General features: G+C 60.7%; 12 protein-coding genes. 3 read left to right on the top strand and 9 right to left on the bottom strand.

The window, feature by feature from the left end:
- Nucleotides 1-29: 29 nt before the first annotated feature.
- On the top strand, nt 30-992 hold the full coding sequence (locus AO388_RS16190; RefSeq protein WP_003366246.1) for a hypothetical protein: 963 nt from the start codon (nt 30-32) through the stop codon (nt 990-992).
- A gap of 65 nt (nt 993-1,057) precedes the next feature.
- Here the strand turns inward: AO388_RS16190 and hldE are convergent, their stop codons facing one another.
- Nucleotides 1,058-2,479 (bottom strand): bifunctional D-glycero-beta-D-manno-heptose-7-phosphate kinase/D-glycero-beta-D-manno-heptose 1-phosphate adenylyltransferase HldE, encoded by a 1,422-nt coding sequence (gene hldE / locus AO388_RS16185; protein ID WP_044309307.1) that lies wholly within the window; start codon nt 2,477-2,479, stop codon nt 1,058-1,060.
- Nucleotides 2,480-2,607: 128 nt separating this feature from the next.
- Entirely contained in the window at nt 2,608-4,410 is a 1,803-nt protein-coding gene (gene msbA, locus AO388_RS16180) for a lipid A export permease/ATP-binding protein MsbA (protein ID WP_058416743.1), read from the bottom strand.
- A gap of 178 nt (nt 4,411-4,588) precedes the next feature.
- Here msbA and AO388_RS16175 point away from each other — a divergent pair, with 178 nt between their 5' ends.
- On the top strand, nt 4,589-5,227 hold the full coding sequence (locus AO388_RS16175; RefSeq protein ID WP_003366239.1) for a hypothetical protein: 639 nt from the start codon (nt 4,589-4,591) through the stop codon (nt 5,225-5,227).
- A 48-nt stretch (nt 5,228-5,275) separates the two neighbouring features.
- Here the strand turns inward: AO388_RS16175 and AO388_RS16170 are convergent, their stop codons facing one another.
- Genes AO388_RS16170 through AO388_RS16140 form a run of 7 tightly spaced genes read right to left on the bottom strand, consistent with a single transcriptional unit; the run spans nt 5,276 to nt 13,400 of the window.
- The gene (locus tag AO388_RS16170; protein WP_058416742.1) at nt 5,276-6,445 is read right to left on the bottom strand and encodes a hypothetical protein; all 1,170 of its coding nucleotides are present in this window, start codon (nt 6,443-6,445) and stop codon (nt 5,276-5,278) included.
- Nucleotides 6,435-7,208: a glycosyltransferase family 2 protein gene (locus AO388_RS16165; protein WP_003431969.1), complete on the bottom strand. Its 774-nt coding sequence runs from the start codon at nt 7,206-7,208 to the stop codon at nt 6,435-6,437. The genes AO388_RS16170 and AO388_RS16165 overlap by 11 nt, the downstream gene beginning before the upstream one ends.
- Before the next feature lie 31 nt (nt 7,209-7,239).
- Nucleotides 7,240-8,196: a glycosyltransferase family protein gene (locus AO388_RS16160; RefSeq protein ID WP_058416741.1), complete on the bottom strand. Its 957-nt coding sequence runs from the start codon at nt 8,194-8,196 to the stop codon at nt 7,240-7,242.
- A 30-nt stretch (nt 8,197-8,226) separates the two neighbouring features.
- A complete protein-coding gene (locus tag AO388_RS16155; RefSeq protein ID WP_058397731.1) occupies nt 8,227-9,636 on the bottom strand; it encodes a PIG-L family deacetylase in 1,410 nt (469 codons plus the stop codon).
- Nucleotides 9,633-10,529: an antimicrobial resistance protein Mig-14 gene (locus AO388_RS16150; RefSeq protein WP_024663062.1), complete on the bottom strand. Its 897-nt coding sequence runs from the start codon at nt 10,527-10,529 to the stop codon at nt 9,633-9,635. The genes AO388_RS16155 and AO388_RS16150 overlap by 4 nt, the downstream gene beginning before the upstream one ends.
- The gene (locus tag AO388_RS16145; RefSeq protein ID WP_003366226.1) at nt 10,529-11,659 is read right to left on the bottom strand and encodes a glycosyltransferase; all 1,131 of its coding nucleotides are present in this window, start codon (nt 11,657-11,659) and stop codon (nt 10,529-10,531) included. Before AO388_RS16145 ends, AO388_RS16150 begins: the two co-directional genes overlap by 1 nt.
- A complete protein-coding gene (locus tag AO388_RS16140; RefSeq protein ID WP_058416740.1) occupies nt 11,643-13,400 on the bottom strand; it encodes a carbamoyltransferase family protein in 1,758 nt (585 codons plus the stop codon). Before AO388_RS16140 ends, AO388_RS16145 begins: the two co-directional genes overlap by 17 nt.
- 301 nt (nt 13,401-13,701) lie before the next feature.
- Here AO388_RS16140 and AO388_RS16135 point away from each other — a divergent pair, with 301 nt between their 5' ends.
- Nucleotides 13,702-19,830 (top strand): membrane-targeted effector domain-containing toxin, encoded by a 6,129-nt coding sequence (locus tag AO388_RS16135; protein WP_058416739.1) that lies wholly within the window; start codon nt 13,702-13,704, stop codon nt 19,828-19,830.
- Nucleotides 19,831-19,909: the final 79 nt, after the last annotated feature.

The raw sequence follows: 19,909 nt of genomic DNA, 5'->3' as shown, positions 1-19,909 counted from the left end.
GGCCGACCCCAACGCAAGAAGGAGCCGTTATGCCGCGAACACTGATCCGGAAGAATCCCAGCAACTTCAAGACCCTGCCGCTGTTTGTCGAGGCCACTGCGGAAAGCCTGAGCTACCAGAGCGTCGGCATGCCGATGAACTTCGCGCAGACCTTGCAGCGGCGGCGCAAGATCGACGTGCCGGACACCGAACATTTCGCCACCGAGCTGGCCAATCTGGGGGTCTCCGTTCGCCTGACCGTCAGTTGGCAGAACCGCGACTACTGGGTGCTGGTCCGCCAGCGTCGTCAGGATCGCGGCGACGTCGTGCTCAAGCTGATCTCGGGTTATGTCCCGGCCCATGAGCTGACGCTGCCGCTGCACACCGCGATTCAGGAAGTGGCCGAAGAGTGCCTGATCGAAACACCGCAGGGCTGGCTCAGCGGGCTGTTCAAGGAGACCTGGCTGCCTGCGCCCTACGCCGCCGCGCTGCATTATCGCGAGGCCATGCCCTTTCGCCTGAGCCCCCTCTCCGGCGCCGCGAGACCGGTGCGAACCGGCAGCCTGACCCTGTTGGAACGTCCACGGGCCTATGTGCATTTGCCCACGGCGTCCTTGCAGCTGATTTACGACATGCGCCTGGAAATCCCCAAGGAAGCGCGCCCGGTCAGCCTTTTCCATGTCGACGAAGCTCTGGAAAACGATCAACTGGTCGCCCGCCTCAACCGTAGCAAACCTGACCTGTACCTGATGCCGCTGGAGAACGGCGCCCCTCTGCCCGAGCTGTACACGCTCAAGCGTGACAAGCTGAGTCCGGCCGGCACGAGAGGGCTGTACCTGGCCGAGAGCTTCGCTGCGCAGGATGGCTGGGTGGTGCGTGAAGAGCGGATTCGCTGGAAGGACTGGCTGCGTCAGCAGGGCATGGCCCCACCGGCGAAGAAGTCAGGGCTCAAACGCCTGACCGGCAAGGCCCGGGAGCTGCTGCAGATGGCGCGTGGCAGCCTGAGCAAGTAAGTCGGCCAGCGGCTGCAAGGCACTGAAACCTTGAGCGCGCCGGCATTCAAACGGCAACGTTGCGGTTACTGGGCGCGAATCTTCTCGACAATCGCGGTGGTGGAGCTGTTTTCCACCAGCCCCAGCACACGTACCTCGCCGCCGTAAGCCTGAACGATATCGGCACCGACCACCTGATCGACACCGTAATCACCGCCCTTGACCAGCACGTCGGGCTTGACGTGGGTCAGCAGGTTTTCCGGGGTTCCTTCCGGGAAGCTGATCACCCAGTCCACGGCCCCCAGACCTGCCAGCACCGCCATGCGCCGGTCAACGCTGTTGATCGGTCGGCCCGGCCCTTTCAGGCGGCTGACAGACGCATCGTCGTTGACCGCAACGATCAGGCGATCACCCAAGGCACGCGCCTGCTCCAGGTAGGTCACATGACCTGCGTGGAGAATGTCGAAGCAGCCATTGGTGAAGACGATCTTTTCCTTGTGCGCGCGCGCATCATCGACCGCCAGCAGCAGTTGCTCCAGCCCCAGCACGCCGCGCTCGGAGCCCTCTTCGCGCTGAATCGCCCGGCGCAGCTCGGGGGCGCTGATGGCCGCCGTGCCCAGCTTACCGACCACGATGCCCGCCGCCAGATTGGCCAGCGCCACCGCATGTGGCAGCTCCTCGCCGGCAGCAATCGCTGCCGCCAGGGTAGAGATCACCGTATCACCAGCGCCGGTCACATCGAACACTTCGCGGGCACGGGCCGGCAGGTGCAGCGCCTGCTGATCAGGACGCAACAGGGTCATGCCATGTTCGCCACGGGTCACCAGCAGCGCGCCGAGATCGAGCTCTTGCATCAACTGCGCACCCTTGGTGACCAGTTGTGCCTCATCGACACAATGACCGACGATGGCCTCGAATTCGCTGAGGTTCGGCGTGATCAGGCTCGCGCCGCGATAGATCGCGAAATCCTTGCCCTTGGGATCGGCCAGCACCGGAATGCCGCGCTTGCGGGCGGCCTGAATCAGCGCCTGATGGTTTTTCAGTGCGCCCTTGCCGTAGTCGGACAGGACCAGCACCTTGATGCCGTCCAGCAAGCTGTAAACCTCTGCGCTCAGGGCCAGCGGGTCGGTCCTGAACGGTTCTTCGAAATCGATGCGCAACAGTTGCTGGTGGCGACTCATGACACGCAGTTTGACGATGGTCGGCTGATCGGCGATGCGCTGAAAGCGCGCCAGCACACCAGCAGCCTTCAGGCTGTTGGTCAGACTTTCAGCCGCCTCGTCATCCCCCGTCACACCGACCAGCGAAGCGGGGGCGCCCAGCGCAGCGATATTCAAGGCCACGTTGGCAGCACCGCCCGGACGGTCCTCGATCTGATCGACCTTGACCACAGGCACTGGCGCTTCGGGGGAAATACGCGAGGTACCACCATGCCAGTATCTGTCGAGCATGACATCGCCAACCACCAGGACAGGGGCCTGATCAAAGCGCGGCATGGATAGCTTCATGGAACAACCCGTACTTGAAAAATGGACAGGGGCGGAATCTTAGCACAGGGGTTTGCAACCGACAGGCTGTTGAATCACGCCACCCAAAAGGCAGGCGGACCGCCTGGGTCCGCCCGGTGAACGTCAGGTCAGATAGCGCCGACAGGCGAAGGCTCGTCCAGCCCCATGGCATGCAGGCGGGCGTAATAGCCGTTCTGCGCCAGCAGCTCAGAGTGCGTACCGCGCTCGACGATCTGCCCGGCATCCATGACCAGAATCAGGTCGGCCTTCTCGATGGTCGAAAGGCGGTGGGCGATGACCAGCGTGGTACGGCCCTTCATGACGTGATCCAGCGCCGCCTGAATGTGCCGTTCGGACTCGGTGTCCAGCGCCGAGGTGGCTTCGTCGAGAATCAGCAAAGGAGCGTTCTTGAGCAGCGCGCGGGCAATGGCCAGACGCTGGCGTTGACCGCCGGACAGCAGCACCCCGTTTTCGCCCACCTGGGTATCGAAACCCTGCGGCAACTGGTCGATGAATTCCTTGGCATACGCATCAGCGGCAGCCGCTTCGATGTCGGCACGCGGCGCGCCAGCCAGATCGCCGTAGGCAATGTTGTTGGCAATCGTGTCGTTGAACAGCGTGACGTTCTGATTGACCTGAGCAATGTGCCTGCGCAGGTTACGCAAGCGATAATCGTTGATTTCAACGCCATCGAGCAGGATGTTGCCCATGTCGTGCCCGTAGAAACGCGGGATCAGGTTGGCCAGGGTTGACTTGCCGCTGCCGGAACGCCCTACCAGGGCAATCATCTGCCCCGGCGCAGCGGAGAAACTGATGTCGTTCAACACCTGACGCGCAGTCTGCGGGTAGAAGAAGCTGAGGTTCTTCACCTCGAGGTGGCCGGTCACGCGATCACGCTCGATGGTGCCGGTATCGACTTCCTCTTCCACATCCAGCTGTTCGAAAATGCTCTCGGCACCAGCGACACCTTTCTGGATCGTCGAACTGACTTCCGACAGCTGACGAATCGGCTTGGGCAGCAGGCCCGCAGCGGTGATATAGGCAACCAGATCACCCGCAGTCGCGTCGCCACGCAGGAACAGCACCAGGAACATCAGCACCGCCATGGCGCTGTAGATCACCAGTTGCAGCATCGGCGTGTAGATGGCGCCGGTCTTGGTCATGCGCAGCTGCTTTTTGGTGTTGCTGTTGCTGGCCTGGGCAAAGCGCGCCTGCTCGTAGGACTCGCCACCGAAGCTGCGGACTACGCGATAGCCCTGAATGGTTTCCGAGGCAACATGCGTGACATCGCCCATCGCCACCTGGATCTTCTTGCTCTGCTTGCGGAATTTCTTGCTCGCGGTGCCGACCATGACGGCAATCAACGGCAGAATTGCAAGCATCACCAGCGTCAGCTTCCAGTTCATCATCAGCAGATAGATGAACAGGAACACCACGGTCAGGCCTTCGCGAATCACCACCTTGATGGCATCGGTGGCAGCGCCGGTCACCATCGTGACATTGAAGGTGATGCGCGAGATCAGATGGCCGGAATTGGTCGTGTCGAAGTAGCGATTGGGCAGCACCAGCAGCTTGTTGAACAGCTCTACGCGCAAATCATGCACCAGCCCGAGGGAAACCTTGGCCAGGAAATAGTTGCCTAGAAACGAGCCCAGCCCCTGCCATGCGGCGATCAGCACGATCAGCAGCGGCACGGCCTGCAACAGCTGCAACTCGCGCAGATAAGGGACATTGGGAAACAGCACCGCTTCGGGATTGGTCAGACCGTCGACGAAATATTTCAGGATGCCGGCGAGCATCGGCTGGGTCGAGGCGAAGATCACGAAACCAATGATGCTGAGCAGGAAAATGCCCACATACGGACGCACATAAGACAACAGGCGAAAATAGATTTTCACGCTGGAGGTTGTGGACGATTCGGAGGTTGTCATGAGAATCCGTCGTGTTAAAAAGAGGCCGAATTGTATCACAGCAGTTTTCGCGGCTGCCTGCTGCGGTAACATAGGCGGCTCGTCCATTCCCCGGGGATTCTGATCGCTGCCTGAAGCCTGCACGTCTGGCTTCTGTATGACGACCAGGAACCCCTGGGGCGTAAAAACCGGAGTATCGATGCAAGCGTTTGACCACGCCCATTACCTTGAACTGGTTCAAGGTGCCGAAGTGCTTGAAGCCGACGGCACGGGCGACAAAGTACTCCGTCTGCGTGACGGCTCCATGTTGAAGTTGTTTCGGCGCAAACGCATTGTCAGCTCCGCAGCCTGGTACCCCTACGCGCAGCGCTTCGCAGACAACTGTGAAACGCTGATCAAACGCGGCATTCCCTGCCCGCGCATACGCTCGGTCAGCCGCATCGCCGAGATCGAGCGCGATGCCGTGCATTATGATCCGCTGGCTGGCTTCACCCTGCGTCAGCTGCTGGGCAGTGCGGTGGCCGACGACAAGCTGCGCAGGCAACTGGGAAGCTTCATTGCCGGGCTGCATGAAAAGGGCATCTACTTTCGCTCGGCCCATCTTGGCAACGTGATCCTCACGCCGGAAGGCAGCCTCGGCCTGATTGACATCGCCGACATGAAAACCTATCGCCGCGCCTTGCGCAAAAGCCTTCGCTTGCGCAACTTCAAACACATGCTGCGTTATCAGGAAGACCGCCAATGGCTGCTGGACAACGGCAACCCGGCTTTCCTCGATGGCTACATGAGCGCGCAGACCCTGTGCGACACCTCTGAACTGGCCCAGGCTGTTCAATAAACCTGCCCCATAAAAAATGGCCGCTTTCGAAGCGGCCATTTTTTGATGCTACTGCTGCTGCCTGAGCCGATGCGTCTGCACCACTCGCCCGAGCACCATGGTCGCCGGTAGCAGCACCAGCACCCAGAGCTCGTCTGGGTTGCCGACCAGCTGGCCGCCGTCGAAGTTAAGCATGACCAGCGCACACACCAGGTAGAGACCCCAGGCATCGCCGTTGCGCACCGCGTCCCACAGTGTCATCGCCATCACGACCAGAAACATCACCAGCGAAGCGGCACCGGTATACAGCCCCAGCGACACGAAAATATTGTGCGGGTGCTGGATCGGTATGCCGCCCGTCAGGGTCTGGGTCGTGTAGAAATCGACACCACAGCCGAGCACCCAGCCGCAGCGACGCCATTCACCGGTCATGATTTCAAACAGCTCGATGCGGTAGGAATCCCCTCTGACCATCAGCAGGGCGACCCACTGTTCATCCTTGACGAACCAGAAGGCTGCCGCCGCCACGACGCCCAGCGCCAACAAGGCGACTATCGTGCGCAGTGGAAAACGGTACAGCGCATAGGCGGTGCAGACGGCGAACAGAACCGCGCAACCCACCAGCGCAGTGCGCGTCTGCACGACAAAGGCGGTTATCACCAGCGTGACAAGAACGGCGCAGACGGCCTCGACCCAGCGCCGCTCTCTTGCCCACAGCGGCATGGCCAACGCCAGGCTGCAGACCAGCCAGGCACTGGAGTAGATCACGTTCTGCATTCGCCCCGGCAGAATCGCCACACGCTGGCCGAACTCGAACTGCCCGGTCACCCAGCTGTGAATGCTGCTGAGCAGGATGTACAGGCACAGCGCCCAGAACATGCTGCGCACGAATACACCGCGCCTGAAGAAACCGTTGTCGGTGATCCCGGCCACGATGAAGACAAACAGGCTGACGTAAACGATGTGCTTGTAATACTGGAACTCCTGCGCCTGTAGCGCGGGGACCAGAAAACAGGCCATGAACACCGCCCAGGCGATGCCCAGGGGCTTGGCAAACACGCCAGCGCCGCGGTACTTGATCAGGAAGAACAAGCCCGGCAGCGCCGTGAATGCATAAAACAGATTGTTGGTGATCTTGGCTGAGGGGTTGAGGATGAAACTCAGCAGGAAGATGACGATGGCAGCCGTAAAGTACTGCTGTACTTTGTTGCCGGGTACTCTTATCGGGTCAACTGACATTATTAAGCAACCAACCTGCTACTAGGCCAGCGAGCACTGCGACGATCAGCTTGATGCGATCCCGACGTTTGCGACGCTGTTTGTCAAGCCGCTCCTGCGGCACCTCCACGTGCTCACCAAACCCGGTGTGCAACACGGCATCATTTTCCAGAATCAGAGCGTAACGGTTTTGCGCGGCGAATAATTGTGAAAGTTTCTTCTCGCCACCGTGTTCGGCATAAGGCGCATGCTGCAGGTAATCAGCCAGGCGGCGCAGCCCCGGATTGAAAGAAAAACCCTGCCATTCCGGCTTGTGCGAGCCCAGTTTGTAAAACGGGATACCCTCGACCACTTCACGCCCGTTCAGGTAAACGTAAGGGCTGTGGATACGCAGATCATGATTGTAGCTGCGCAACCAGACCTGCAAGGCCTGAGGGTCGTGTTCCAGCAGCGTCATCGACTCTTCGATGAAGTGCGGACGGTAGAAATCCCAGTCGTCTTCGCAATGGAACACCCAGGACGTTTCGATCAGCGAATAGGCCGCATCGACAGAGCGCATCTGCCCCAGCTTGGGGTTGTTGATGATGAAGCGCGTATGCGGGTGCCAGTGCTCGGGAATGCACGCCTGGACCCGGGCATCGCCGGAGTCTTCGGTAATCAGCACATGGCGTATGGGCGCAGTGTTGAAATGGTCGAACGTTTCCAGAGTGCGCTTCAACAGGTCGAACCGACCACAACTGGTGACAACCAGCGTAATGTCGCTGTTTTCGCTGAATACCATCATTCGTTCCCAATCATTGAATATTCATAATTCCCTACCATCCCAATCGTGACCGCAGGCGGTCGACCCAATTCGCCGCCGGCATGCTGCGCAGTGGCGCACGCATGGCGTCCACGATGGCTTTTCCAAGGGCATGGAATGTAAAGCGTTCCTCGACCAAAGTCTGCCCATTACGGGATATTTCACTGGCCAGTGTGACGTTATCGCGCAATTTCGCCAGCTTTTCGCGAAGTTCGGGAATGTCGCGATAGAGCACGATGTTGTGCATGTCGACAAAGCCCAGCGCGCGGTTTTCTTCAGCGCCCTGATCGAAGGCAAGCAGCACACAGCCGCATGCCATCGCCTCGAAGTTCTTGATCATGTATTCGCCCATGCCCACGTCGGCACTGACGAAAAAACGGATGCGGTTCAGGGTGTCGCAATATTCTTCGCCGGACTTGGTCCGCGTGACGAGCAGATTCTCGACCTGGCCCAATTCGTCCAGCAACGCCTTGCGGCCGCTGTAAGCGACACTGTTGGTGCTGCCCACGAAGGCCAGCTCAATGTCACGCTCGCGTGCCTGCAACTGCAGCAGGCTCTGGTCATAGCCCTTGGGCACGAACACCGCATCGAAGCCTTCCTGACGCAGACGCTCGCTGACCATGAACCCCGAACAGATCACCCGCGCCCAGGGCAGCTTGCGGTAGTGCGCGCTGAACTTGCCGGTGTATTTGCACGGAATGTAGTTCTGGTAGGCATCGTGTTCGAGGATGACCAGATTGGGGATCGTGCGGATAAACCCGACCTGACGCACTTCCTGCTTGAAACGCAGGAAAAACACGATCCGGTCATAGCGGCTGACGTCCACCTCACGGCGGAAATAGCCACGCAGGTTGCGTTGCTCCGCAGAGCTCAGCCAGCGCACTTCGCATTCACAGTGTGCGGCGATGCCGTCATAGAGACGGTCCAGAATCGCACGCTGCTCTTTCTGGACCAGCAGTAGAACTTTCATGGTTTTCCTTGCAGTACTGCGCCTGCTGAATCAGAGATCACGGCTGCACCAGAACAACTCGTGTCGTCGCACCGCCTTGCGGAAGAATTCGTTTTCGCCCTCGGCCGGCCAGTGGCGACCGGCCAGAACGCGCTGCAGCGCACGGCGCACACGGCGCTTGAACGGCATCGGCGGCAGCAGGTCATGCATCATGCCCAACGCCATGGCCTTGTCGCGTTGCGCGGCGACCGACAATTGCAGGCTGTACGGCACCAGCGGCAGCGCGGCATCGAATACCGGTGGCAGGCTGATGCCGCTGTAGGCATCGCCCATCGGCCAACGGTCGTTGTCGTGCAGGTGATTGGCATAACCGAGCACTACGTCCGGCTGCCATTCGAGCCCGAGCAGGGCTTCACGCACCGCAGCCTGGGCGCAGATGTGATCGGGATGGGGGTCGATGGCAGGATGCGGCATCACCACAACCTGCGGCCGGGCCTTGAGAATCAGCGCGCGCAGGTCGGCGAGCAGGTTGTTCCAGGTCGGCTGGCCGTCGTCGCCGGGCAGTGGCAGGGTATTGAATTGACGGAACAGGCGGGTATCGGTCAGATCCGCCTCCCGCGAGCCAATCGGCATATCCGGCGCAGCCTGCATGGCGGGAAGTTGCAGGCAGAAATAGCCCAATTGCACACACTGCGACTCGGGCACCCCGCCCCAGCGCGCCACGGCGATACTGTCCCAGGCCCGCAAGCGGCCCTTCATGCGCGCAGCTTCGGCGCGCTCCATGCCCATCTGCCGATAATGCTCGGCCTCGATCTCACCGGCGGTCAGCGTGATGATCCACGCCTCCTCGGCCTGGCTGTACAGTCCGAACGCGGCCAGTTCGGCATCATCGGCGTGCGGTGCGATGACCATGACACGCTGTTTTCGCGCATCCGGCTGGCGAAACAGCCAGAGCCGCGGCGTACCGGCCAGACGGCAGCAACGCCCGCGCAGTTTCAGCACACCTGCGGCCAGCGGCTCGCCCAGCCCGGTCAGGTTCAGATAACGCACACCACTGACGCCGCGCTCGAACGCCTGCCGGTCGCTCAGGCCCTGACCTTGCAACTCGACCACCGGATCGAGAAAACGTCCGAGCCAGGTGCTTTTGACCGTCAGCGCCAGTACCAGCGTCTCGTCGCCATTCAGTTGCACGGCGGGGTCGATCAGCAACGTGCCGCCGTCCAGGCGGACGCCCGGCACTTCGCTGTCGGCAGCAAAGGTGTACTGATAGTCGTCAGACGGCGAATAGAACAGATGATCGGCAAACCAGGCCTCATGAGCGACCCAGGCACACACAGCCAGCAGCGGCGCCAGCCACCAGGCCACCAGCACGCCGACCGCAATCAACAGGAACAGACCACCCAGCAACGCCAGCCGCTTGTTACGGCGATGGCGTTTGAGTAGTTGCTGCTTGCGACTCAAATCTGGAACACCGGAACGGGGTTGCACCATCGGTCCTTGTACTCACGGTCGGCACGACCGAAGGAAAAACGCAGTGATTTGCCCAGTGCGCGGGCGTTCTCCCAGGCGGACTGAGTATTGACGAAGCTCAGCACGCTGCCCGGGCTGAAGTCCCGGGTTTCGGGATCGACACCGCCGTTGACGTACTCGATGCTGACCCACTGCGGCGCTTCGACGCGATACACCAGTTGAATGGCAATCGGCGCATCGTTGAGAAACACCACCGAACCGATCAGCAGTTCGCGCAACAGCTCGATGACCTCGGCCTTGTGCCGGGCACCGGTCGCTTCGAAGCCCCAGCGACGCTGAAACAGATCGCAGTACATACTCGCCAGTTCGGTGCTGCTGAACTCGCTGACAGGCCTTACCGTACCGCCAGCTTCTTCGAGCAGGCGAAGCTCACGACGCTGGTTGTAACGAAATTTCTTGGACAGCTCTTCAGGCGTGCGCGCCATCGCCAGGGATTCGGCCTGTGGCTTGAAGGTACTGATGCGGCCTTCGTTGAGCGAAGACACATAACGGGCCCGATGGCGGACCGGCACCTGGATATCATCGGCCACCGGCAGAATCAGCTCGGCATTCCCCAGGTCGAACAGCCCTTTTTTGCCATGGCGCTTGAGTTCGTCCTTGGACAGCGCCAGCGAGCGATCCCAAGTGGCGATCGCGGCCTTTACTTCACCGCCCTGCTCCCAGGCCAGATAACGCACAGCGATGCCGGAAAAGGCCGACAGGCGCGCAACCACCAACGGATGAGTGGCGACGCTTCCGCCAAACCGCTGCCAGGCCTGCTCGTAGGCAGCCGCATCGATCTGCACCCAGCCACGCTCGCGCCAGCCTTTGAATCGATTGAGCATCAGGCCCCCGCTGTCAGGCTGGAGACTTGTGGCAGACGCCAGAAAACATTACGCACAGCATGGTCGGAAAACCGCTCGCGCAAGCGCAACAGCATGCGCTCGGCACAGTCCTGACGTTGTTCGGCGTCGAGGCCGGCCATATGCACCAGGCCGTTTGCCAGGCTATGTACATCACCCAGCGGGAACAGCAGGCCGACGTCTTCGACCACTTCCCTGGCACCGCCGCATGAGGTTGCAACCAGCGGGACACCGGCCACCATCGCTTCCAGCAGGACCATGCCGAACGGTTCGTGGTCCGAGCTCAGGGCGAATACGTCGAATGCCTTGAAGTAGCGGCGCGCATCAGGCACTTGGCCGAGGAAAAGCACCTGCGGGCCGATGCCCAGCTCCAGCGCCAGGGCCTTGAGGCTTTCTTCCAGGCGACCCTTGCCGAGAATCACCAGTTGGCTGTTCTCGGGAAGATCGGGCAGCGCCTCGGCAAAACCGCGCAACAGCGTGGCCTGATCCTTGTCGGGATGCAGGCGACCGACATTGGCGACAATCCAGGCCGATGCCGACAGACCCAGCTCTGCGCGGGCATCTTCAGCGGAAAACTGACTGCCCTGCAGTTGCTCGACATCGATCCGGTTGTACAACGTCTGAATGCGCTCGGCCGGCCACTTGGGGAGGCTGCTGCGCATGTCGTCGCGGACCGCATCGGAAACACCGAGCAGGCTCAGGCGCTTGCGAAACAGGTTGGCGAACAGCTTGCGACTGCGCCGGTGGTAATCGCCGAACGCATGATGCACACCGATCACCGGCAACTTCGTCGCCAACAGTGCGATGTACACCGGCTTGAAGCGGTGCGCGATGCAAAAGCTGAACGAGCGCGTCGCGGCAATCTTGCGCAGGTCCCGAATGGCGCCCAGCTTCAGGCCACGAATGGCGCTGGAGCTGTATTCCATGAACAGCACTTCGTCCGAACCGCAGTCAGCGACGACATCCGGATCGGCGGCACCGGTCAGAAACACCGTCGTCACCCGATAGCCCTTGCCGGCGAACAGGCTGGCGTATTGCCGCGCGCAGTCCAGAAACGGCCCGTCATAGCCGTGACAGAACTGCAGTACGTGACGTTCAACCGAGCGTGTCATAAGCCTCGACGCCCTCTTTTACCACCAGGATGTCTTCCATGATCAGGTACTCGAGGTCCGAGCCGAAGAACATGTTCAGCGCATCGGTCGGCGAGCAGATCATCGGTTCGCCACGGCGGTTGAGCGAGGTGTTCAGGGAAACGCCATTGCCGGTCAGTTCTTCCAGCGCCTTCATCATGTCGTAGTAGCGCGGGTTGTATTCGCGCTTGAGCACCTGGGCACGGGAAGTGCCGTCTTCATGGACAACTTCCGGAACACGGGTTTTCCACTCTTCCGCCACTTCGAAGGTGAAGGTCATGAACGGTGCCGGGTGATCGATCTTGATCATCTGCGGCGCGACGGTGTCGAGCATCGACGGGCAGAAAGGCCTCCAGCGCTCGCGGAACTTGATCTGATGGTTGATACGGTCGGCTACCCCGGTAACGCTCGGGCAACCGATGATCGAGCGACCACCCAGCGCACGCGGACCGAACTCCATGCGTCCCTGGAACCAGGCAACCGGGTTGCCCTTGACCATGATTTCGGCAATCCGCTGTGGCGTATTGTCGATCTGACGCCAGACCGGCTTGCTCGGGTGACGGGCACAGGCTGCGATCACGTCTTCGTTGCTGTACGCCGGGCCAAGGTAGACGTGTTCCATCTTCTCGACCGGCACACCGCGAGCGTGGGACACATAAGCCGCGGCACCGACCGCCGTACCGGCATCGCCGGACGCAGGCTGCACGAACAGTTCCTTGACTTCAGGACGGGCAATGATGCGCTGGTTGAGTTTGACGTTCAGCGCACAGCCACCGGCGAAAGCGATCTTGCCGGTCTCCTTGAGGATGTCACCCAGGTAGTGATCCATCATCTGCAACGCGAGCTTTTCGAACAGTGCCTGCATGCTCGCGGCGTAGTGAATGTAAGGTTCGTCGGCCACGTCACCCACGCGTTTCGGGCCGAGCCATTCGATCAGCTTCGGCGAGAAGTAGAAGCCCTTGCCGTTCTCTTTGTAGCGACGCAGGCCGATGACGTTGGCCAGCTCGGTATTGATGACCAGCTCGCCATTCTCGAAGGTCGCCAGACGCGAAAAATCATACTTGCTGGCATCGCCGTACGGTGCCATGCCCATGACCTTGAATTCGCCGTCGAGCATCTCGAAACCGAGGAACTCGGTAATCGCGCCGTACAGGCCGCCCAGCGAGTCCGGATCGAAGAATTCCTTGATCTTGTGGATCTTGCCGTTTTCACCGTAGCCGAAGAAGGTCGTGGCGTACTCGCCCTTGCCGTCGATGCCCATGATCGCGGTTTTCTCGGTGAAACCGGAACAATGGTAGGCACTGGAAGCATGGGCCAGATGGTGCTCGACCGGCTCGATCTTGATCTTTTTCGGATCGAAGCCCAGTTGCTCGAGGCACCAGACAATCTTGTTGCGATAGCGCTTGTAACGGCGATTACCCATCAGCAGCGCATCGAGGGCGCGATCCGGCGCGTACCAGTAACGCTTGGCGTAGTGCCAGCGGGCCTTGCCGAACAGGCTGATCGGGGCGAACGGAATCGCGACCACGTCGACATCCGAAGGCTTGATGCCTGCCTGTTCCAGACAGAACTTCGCCGACTCGTAGGGCATGCGGTTCTTTGCGTGCTTGTCACGAACGAAGCGCTCTTCTTCGGCCGCTGCTATCAGCTTGCCGTCGATGTAAAGCGCTGCGGAAGGATCATGGCTAAGGGCGCCGGACAGGCCAAGGATCGTCAATGCCACTAGTGTCTAGCCTCTTTAGTCTGCATGCAGGCGCAGGGCGCCCGAGAAAAGGTGTGCCCCCGCACAGCGGGCTGAGGGCAGCTAAAGGGCGGGATTATAGCGTAATGACCAACGATTGGCTCGACGCGCTGAAATGTCACTGAAGGCGGCCCGCCAGACGGTGTACGAAACGTCTCTTTCGCCATGCTGCATATTTATCTACGGCGTTGCTGCCCGTTGCATCTGATTAATTGAGGCCTTTAGTCGCAGCCCCCAAGGCCGCCGATCAAACCTCAGCGCATTGCGCAATGGAAAGCCTGTCATGACACAAACACCACCCTCTCTGGATTTCAACCTTTCAACGCCGAGCCCTGTACCGACGACGCCCGGCGATACCTGGCCTGAAGCGTCCGCAGCGCTGAAAAGGCTCGACGGACTGCGCACCCTTCTGGCCAGGGAACTGGACGCGCTGCCCAGGGCCGGCGAGGCCTTGCTGAGCGCCCTCGACAACGATGACGTGTCCGAACGCGAACCGGAGATCGTCAGCCTGTTGCAGCAGATCGACGACTACTGGACGGCCCCGGGCGAAACCGGTGAAAGCCGCCGTGATCGCCTCTTGCCAGCCCTGCAAAGGGCTGTGTATGACGAAGTCCACGTCAGGATTCACGAGCGCGATTTCGACAGTGGCTACCTGGCCTGCCTGCCCGAGGCGCCCGAGCAGGCGCAAGGCCCGGCACTCGCCTGTTCGACCGTGTGGGTGCAGCTGCACGATGACGAACAGATTGAAATGGCCGGCGTGCTGGTGATTTCTCAAGGTCAGGGGCGCACACTATTGATGCTGCCAGGGCTCGGTATCACCGCTTTTGCCACGCCGCCCATGATGGCCAAAACCCTTGCGCAGTGGCTCAACACGCCAACACTGCGCGATGCGCTGTTCAGCAGCGCGGAACGACAGCATCAGGACCGGCTGGCCGAGATAGCTCAGGACGCCGACCTGTACCTGGAACCGTTCACGGCTGCCGATGTGCAATTGCAGCCCGTTACCACGGCACCGTTCCTTCACGCGTTCGACAGGCTGCTGAACAAACAACGCAACGACATCCGTTATGCCTGCGAACAGCACGGCACGGCGGATCGGCTCACGCGTCAGTCGCAAATCCAGCAGGCCATTGACATGCCAGGCCTGCTAGGCCCCGCTGCCATGCTCGAGCTGCGGGAACTGACCAACAGACAACGTCAGTACCAGCGCAACTTGCCCGAATGGATGAAGATCGCCAGCGAGGCTGACCTGCAGACCTATGCCCGGCACCTGCAACGCTACGACGCGGCGCATGCCGCAATGCTGAGTGTGCTGGGCAGCGCAGCGTCGCCGGAGCGGTTTGCCGAAATGCAGTTGCGCGCGCGCCTGGCCAATGACCTGGGCCATGATCTGGACCCTCGGGCCTTGATCATCGACACCCGTCGCACGCTGCCAGCGACGAGCGAGACCTACCACGTGACGCTGCCACTGACCGAACTGGCGCTCTATGGCCTGCATCCGGGCGACGAGACAGCAGGCTCGGACTTCCTCGACCAGACGGTTATTACCCTCGATGGCCAGCCGCTGGACGCTGCGTACTCGACATTGAGCCCGGCCTACCTTGCCGGGGTGATTGATGAACTCGACCTGCGCGCGGTGTTTGGCAATTTCCAGCGCGAGGCCTGTCAGCAGGAACACAACCAACGGATGCTGCGCGCACTGGCGCGGGTCCGAATGACCACGCTCGGCTGGGCGGCGAAGATGCAGGGGCATATCCAGCCCGATGATTTTGCCATTGTTGCAGCGCTGACCAGCACGGCGGCGAGTGCGCCTGATCCCACGGTGCGCGTGCAGCAGATCAAACTGAACGACCGTAACGTGATGGCCAGATTACTGATGTTCCGCAAGCAGGATGCCCAAGGCCAGACGCAACGGCTGATCATGTTCGCCAGCGAGGCACCCGGGCAGCAGTATTTCAAGGCCTTCGACACCGACACCCAGCTGTTGCATGAGGTGGTCGGCTGGACCGCATCGCCCGCAATGATGGCCTGGCAGCTCGATCAGGTAGCGGTCGCAGCGCGCCCGGAACTGGCCGCGCAACTGACGGCCCTCAGCGAAAAACCCCAGCCCGCAAAGGACTTTCTGCAATTCATCGATCACCCCGACTGCGAGACGGCACTGCGCAGTTTTACCGACGAGCAGACCCGCGTATTGCTCTCAGAGCAGGCCCGCCATACCCCGGACTGGTACCTGCGCGCCAGCCGTGCCCAGCGCCGGGAATTACTGGCCCTTGAACACGCCATCGATGGCGCGCTCGGCAACTATCAGGCCCAGCCGCACACCAGGGTTCAGTCGTTCCAGGATTACGTACACCAGCGTGCCAGCCAGCAGATCGGCAAACTGCTGGGCGTCCCTGCAGGTACGGTAGACCCTGACCTGATCGTGATCAACAGCGAGCGCGAAACGCTGACCTACACCGACATGCTGCTCAACGGCTACAACGACAGCATCGACCCCTTGCGCACGTCGGCAGCCACCGACGCCACGTTCAGCGGCCCGCCGGGTATCGACCTGAGCGCACTGTCACCTGCGGCGGTCGCAGGCTCGGTGCGTGGCCAGTGGCTGGCCGACGAGTACATTGCGCTGATCAGAAACACCCTGCTGAACAGCGAAAACGATGGCTACGCCTACCGCCGCCAATGCAGCGTGATGATCACCCAACTGCAGGTGAAGGCCGCTGCATTGCGCAGCCTTCTGAAAGGTCATATCGAGCCCACGCAGTATGTCTGGCTCAAGCAATCACTGGATAACGCGCACCTGAGCGACTCGGCTTCACGCGAGCGATACCCGCTCTATCCCCTGCAAATACATGTGGATAAACCGCTGATCGCCTCGGGCCTGACCGATGTCGATCAACTGGTTATCCCCGGCCCGCTGCTGACCCACATCGAAACCGTTCAGGGCTGCCTGGTCATTTTGCCGACGCAGATCCGACACGCCGCGCTGCTTTATACGCCGCAGGCACCTGACGGTATCGAATTCCGCCTGTTCAGCGACTTCGTGAGCTCGCTGGATAGCGAAGGGATGATCGATTACTACAAGGATCGCTGCCGCATCAAGGCACGCCGGACCCTGTCGTTCTTCCTGCGGGACATGCAGAAGGGCAATGCCAACAAGCCTCCGATCATCCCCAAGGCATTTATCTCAGACGTTGCCGATACCTGTTTCAACCGGCCGCTGGAGCGCAGGTTGCGTGATGTGGAAGAAACCACCACGGGTCGCAACGACATGCTGGCGAAGCTGATCTGGGTCAGTGTCGAAATCATTGCCACGGCCCTGACCCTGCCCTTTCCGCCGGCAAGCTTTGCGGTGGGCAGCCTGATTTCATTGCATGACAGCGGGCAGGCACTGGTTGCGCTGAGCGCGGGCGACCGGGAGCGCGCCACGAGCTACATGCTGTCGGCACTGCTCAACGGCCTCGGTGCAGGCAGCGATTTGCTGGTGGGCCTGAAAGGACTTGGCGGTGTGTTGCATCAACTTGAGAGCGGTCAGCATTCGACCCCGGTGCTACGTTCGTTCCAGCGCCAGCCTTCTCTGCCGCGTTACGAGGATCTGTACCCGGTAGAGCTGCAAGAGCAGGTATTGCTGCTCGGCACGCCCAACGTCCACGGGCATGCTGCGGTTTTCCAAGCGTCCCCTGTCGCCTCGGCACCCCCGCGGGCAACCGGTCAGTTCGCTGCACGCGAACTCGGTGGCGCCTGGCAGCCACTTCTCCCCCTGCCCCCAGCAGCGCAGCGCGCACCATCCGGTTTGCGCCTCGACCTGGCCGTCGACATTTCGCTGGATAACGTGCCACGTATCGCCGATGGTCACGCAAAGGGCGTGCATGCGATCAATGGAAAACACTATATCCAGCTGTCAGACCGGGCCTTTGAGGTTCAATACGACGCACACGGGCGGTACTGGCAGATCATCGACCCGGCCAATCCGTTCGCCTTCTTCGGCAAACAGCCGGTTCGCCTGAATGACCAGGGCCTGTGGCAAGTCGTCCAACGGCAGCGCCTGGGCGGCGGCGGGCTGGACGGTCCGGGCACTTATCGCCCGCTGCCTGAGGACGCCAGCGCAAGCTCAAGCTCGCTGAATATCCTGAGCGACTATCAGATGCCTGGCGGCATGCGCGCGCATCTGGATGTCGTCATCAGCAAGGAAGCCTTCGATCCGACCGGCGCAGGCCTGGAAGTCTATTTCGAAACATATTTCACCGAGGTGCGCCAGACCTTCGCGGCACGCCGGGAAAAGCTCTATCAGGACGCCCAAGCCTTTTTTGCCCGATTCACGCCTCCACCCAGGCCGCCCCTGCCCACCTATGAACTGCCCGGCAGCGTCGACACACTCATCAAGCACATCTTCAGTCACACTAACGGGCTGGTGTTCAGCGAAGCCCCTAAGTCGGTGGCCAGCAAGCGTCTGCTCCTGCTCAACATGCCCTTGCTCGCAGAGCAGCGTGTCGAGGTGCTGTACATCGAGCACCTGCTGATCGACAAACACCTTCGCAAGCTGGCCAGGTATCGCCAACTGGGTAAAAAGAGTCGCTCCGGCTCTCATGAACTCAAGTATTACCTGCAAGAGACCAATCGCGGCGCCCTGAACAACACAAGCACCGAATTCGATTACTACCACCTGATCAAGGCAGCCCACCGTTACGGGATCGAGGTGCGCCCGTTCAGTTCGTCGATCAGCTATCCGTTTCTCGGCCATACGGTGCTGAGCGCTGCCGATGACCCGGCAGCCGCCATGAAAATGAGCAATTTCTTCGGCCACAAGGTTATCAGCCACGACATCGAGCCGGCCTCTGCCAGACGTTGGGTAGCACTGCTCGACCAGAAGCTTGCCACGACGCACGATCAAGTGCCCGGCATCGCTGAAATGCAAGGGGCCGTCAGCGTGCATGTCCAGGACATACCCGCCGGACGACCGACACGCGTCAGGCAAAGCGCGGACCTGCTGCATGAAAACACGCCGACTCACTATGACTTCAGCATAGCGTTTGCCGACCCGACGCTGCCCGCCCAACCGCTGCCGCCTGCCACTGCGCTGGATGACGTGCTGATCCGCGAGCTGGGCGACCCGGCCGCGATTGCCGGGGGTGAGCGCTGGACGGGTGATTACGGGTTTGTTCTGGACGAAAACGATACCTGGCTACGCGTGGAGCCCGATGACTGGAGCGTTGACAGGCCGATGACCGCCATCCAGCAATCGCTGACCGATGCCACCTACGAAATGCCGATGGAGACCAGAACAACGCTGCATAGCCTGGCGAACTTCGAAAAGAAGGGCCTTGATATGGAGTATTTTTTTGAAGACATCGAACTCGACACTGTGCGCAATACATTCGACCTGCGGCGCACGACGCTACGACAGGACGCCGCCCGGATCAGCGCGGCTCAACTGCCGCCTCGCCCGACGTTACCGGCGATCGAAGCGCAGACAAGCACTGCCGGACTGCTTGAAACCCTGTATCGCCATACCGAAGGCCTGGTTATCGGCGAGTCACACTCTTCGCTCGCCAGCAAAAAGCTGATCATCGACAACCTGCCGCTGCTGTCGCAGCAGAACGTCAAAACGCTGTACATGGAGCACCTGCTGAGCGATCTGCATCAGGCGGATCTGGATCATTTCCTTGAAACGGGGCAGATGAGTAAAACCTTGCTGCATGACCTGAAAACCCTGGACCGCGGGTATCACACCGATCCGGCCGGGATCTACACCTTCGAACGGCTGATCATCAGGGCACGGCAGCAAGGTCTGGAGATTCGCGCCATCGATTGCGCAAGCAGTTACCACCTCAAAGGCATCGCCTATCAAGAGTCCATTACCCGCCAGCAAATGATGAATTACTTTGCCTCGCGCACGATCCGCAGGCATCAGGACGTGATGGGCTCGCACAAATGGATCGCGCTGGTGGGCAACAGCCACTCCAATACCTATCAGGGCGTCGTGCCTGGCATTGCCGAACTGGAAGGCGGGATCGGCCTGCGGGTCGTCGATGTGGCTCCGGGGCATTCGAGGGGAATAACGCTGGATCCGGGGGAGCTCGTCTCGGGTGGCATAGCGGATGAAAAGGTCTACATCAAAGCTGATTATCGGGTGGAGATGGAGGTACTGCGCTCACAGCCGGTCAGGCTGCCAAGCATCGAGAAACGCCTTTCCAGGCCTGGAATGTTTCTGATACAGGAGGGTGAAGGCAATCTGCAAACCATCGTCCATCGCGCCCGCGACACCTGGATTCACCACACACCGGTACTGCGCAATGCCGAAGGCAAACTGTACATCGAACGTCTGCGCTGGCCGCGCATCCACCTCAAACCCTTCGACGACATTGATGCACTGGTGGCAGCACTCGAAGCAATGAACCTCACACGCATCACCTGAGGATGCCGATGCTCCGCGTCACACAGAGGACGCGGAGCGTCCGGAACTGCATGCCAACGCGGAGCATTGGCACGATAAT

The organism is Pseudomonas sp. ICMP 10191, from assembly GCF_001467335.1.
Lineage (GTDB): Bacteria > Pseudomonadota > Gammaproteobacteria > Pseudomonadales > Pseudomonadaceae > Aquipseudomonas > Aquipseudomonas cerasi.
This window is presented reverse-complemented; position numbering and strand designations above follow the sequence as displayed.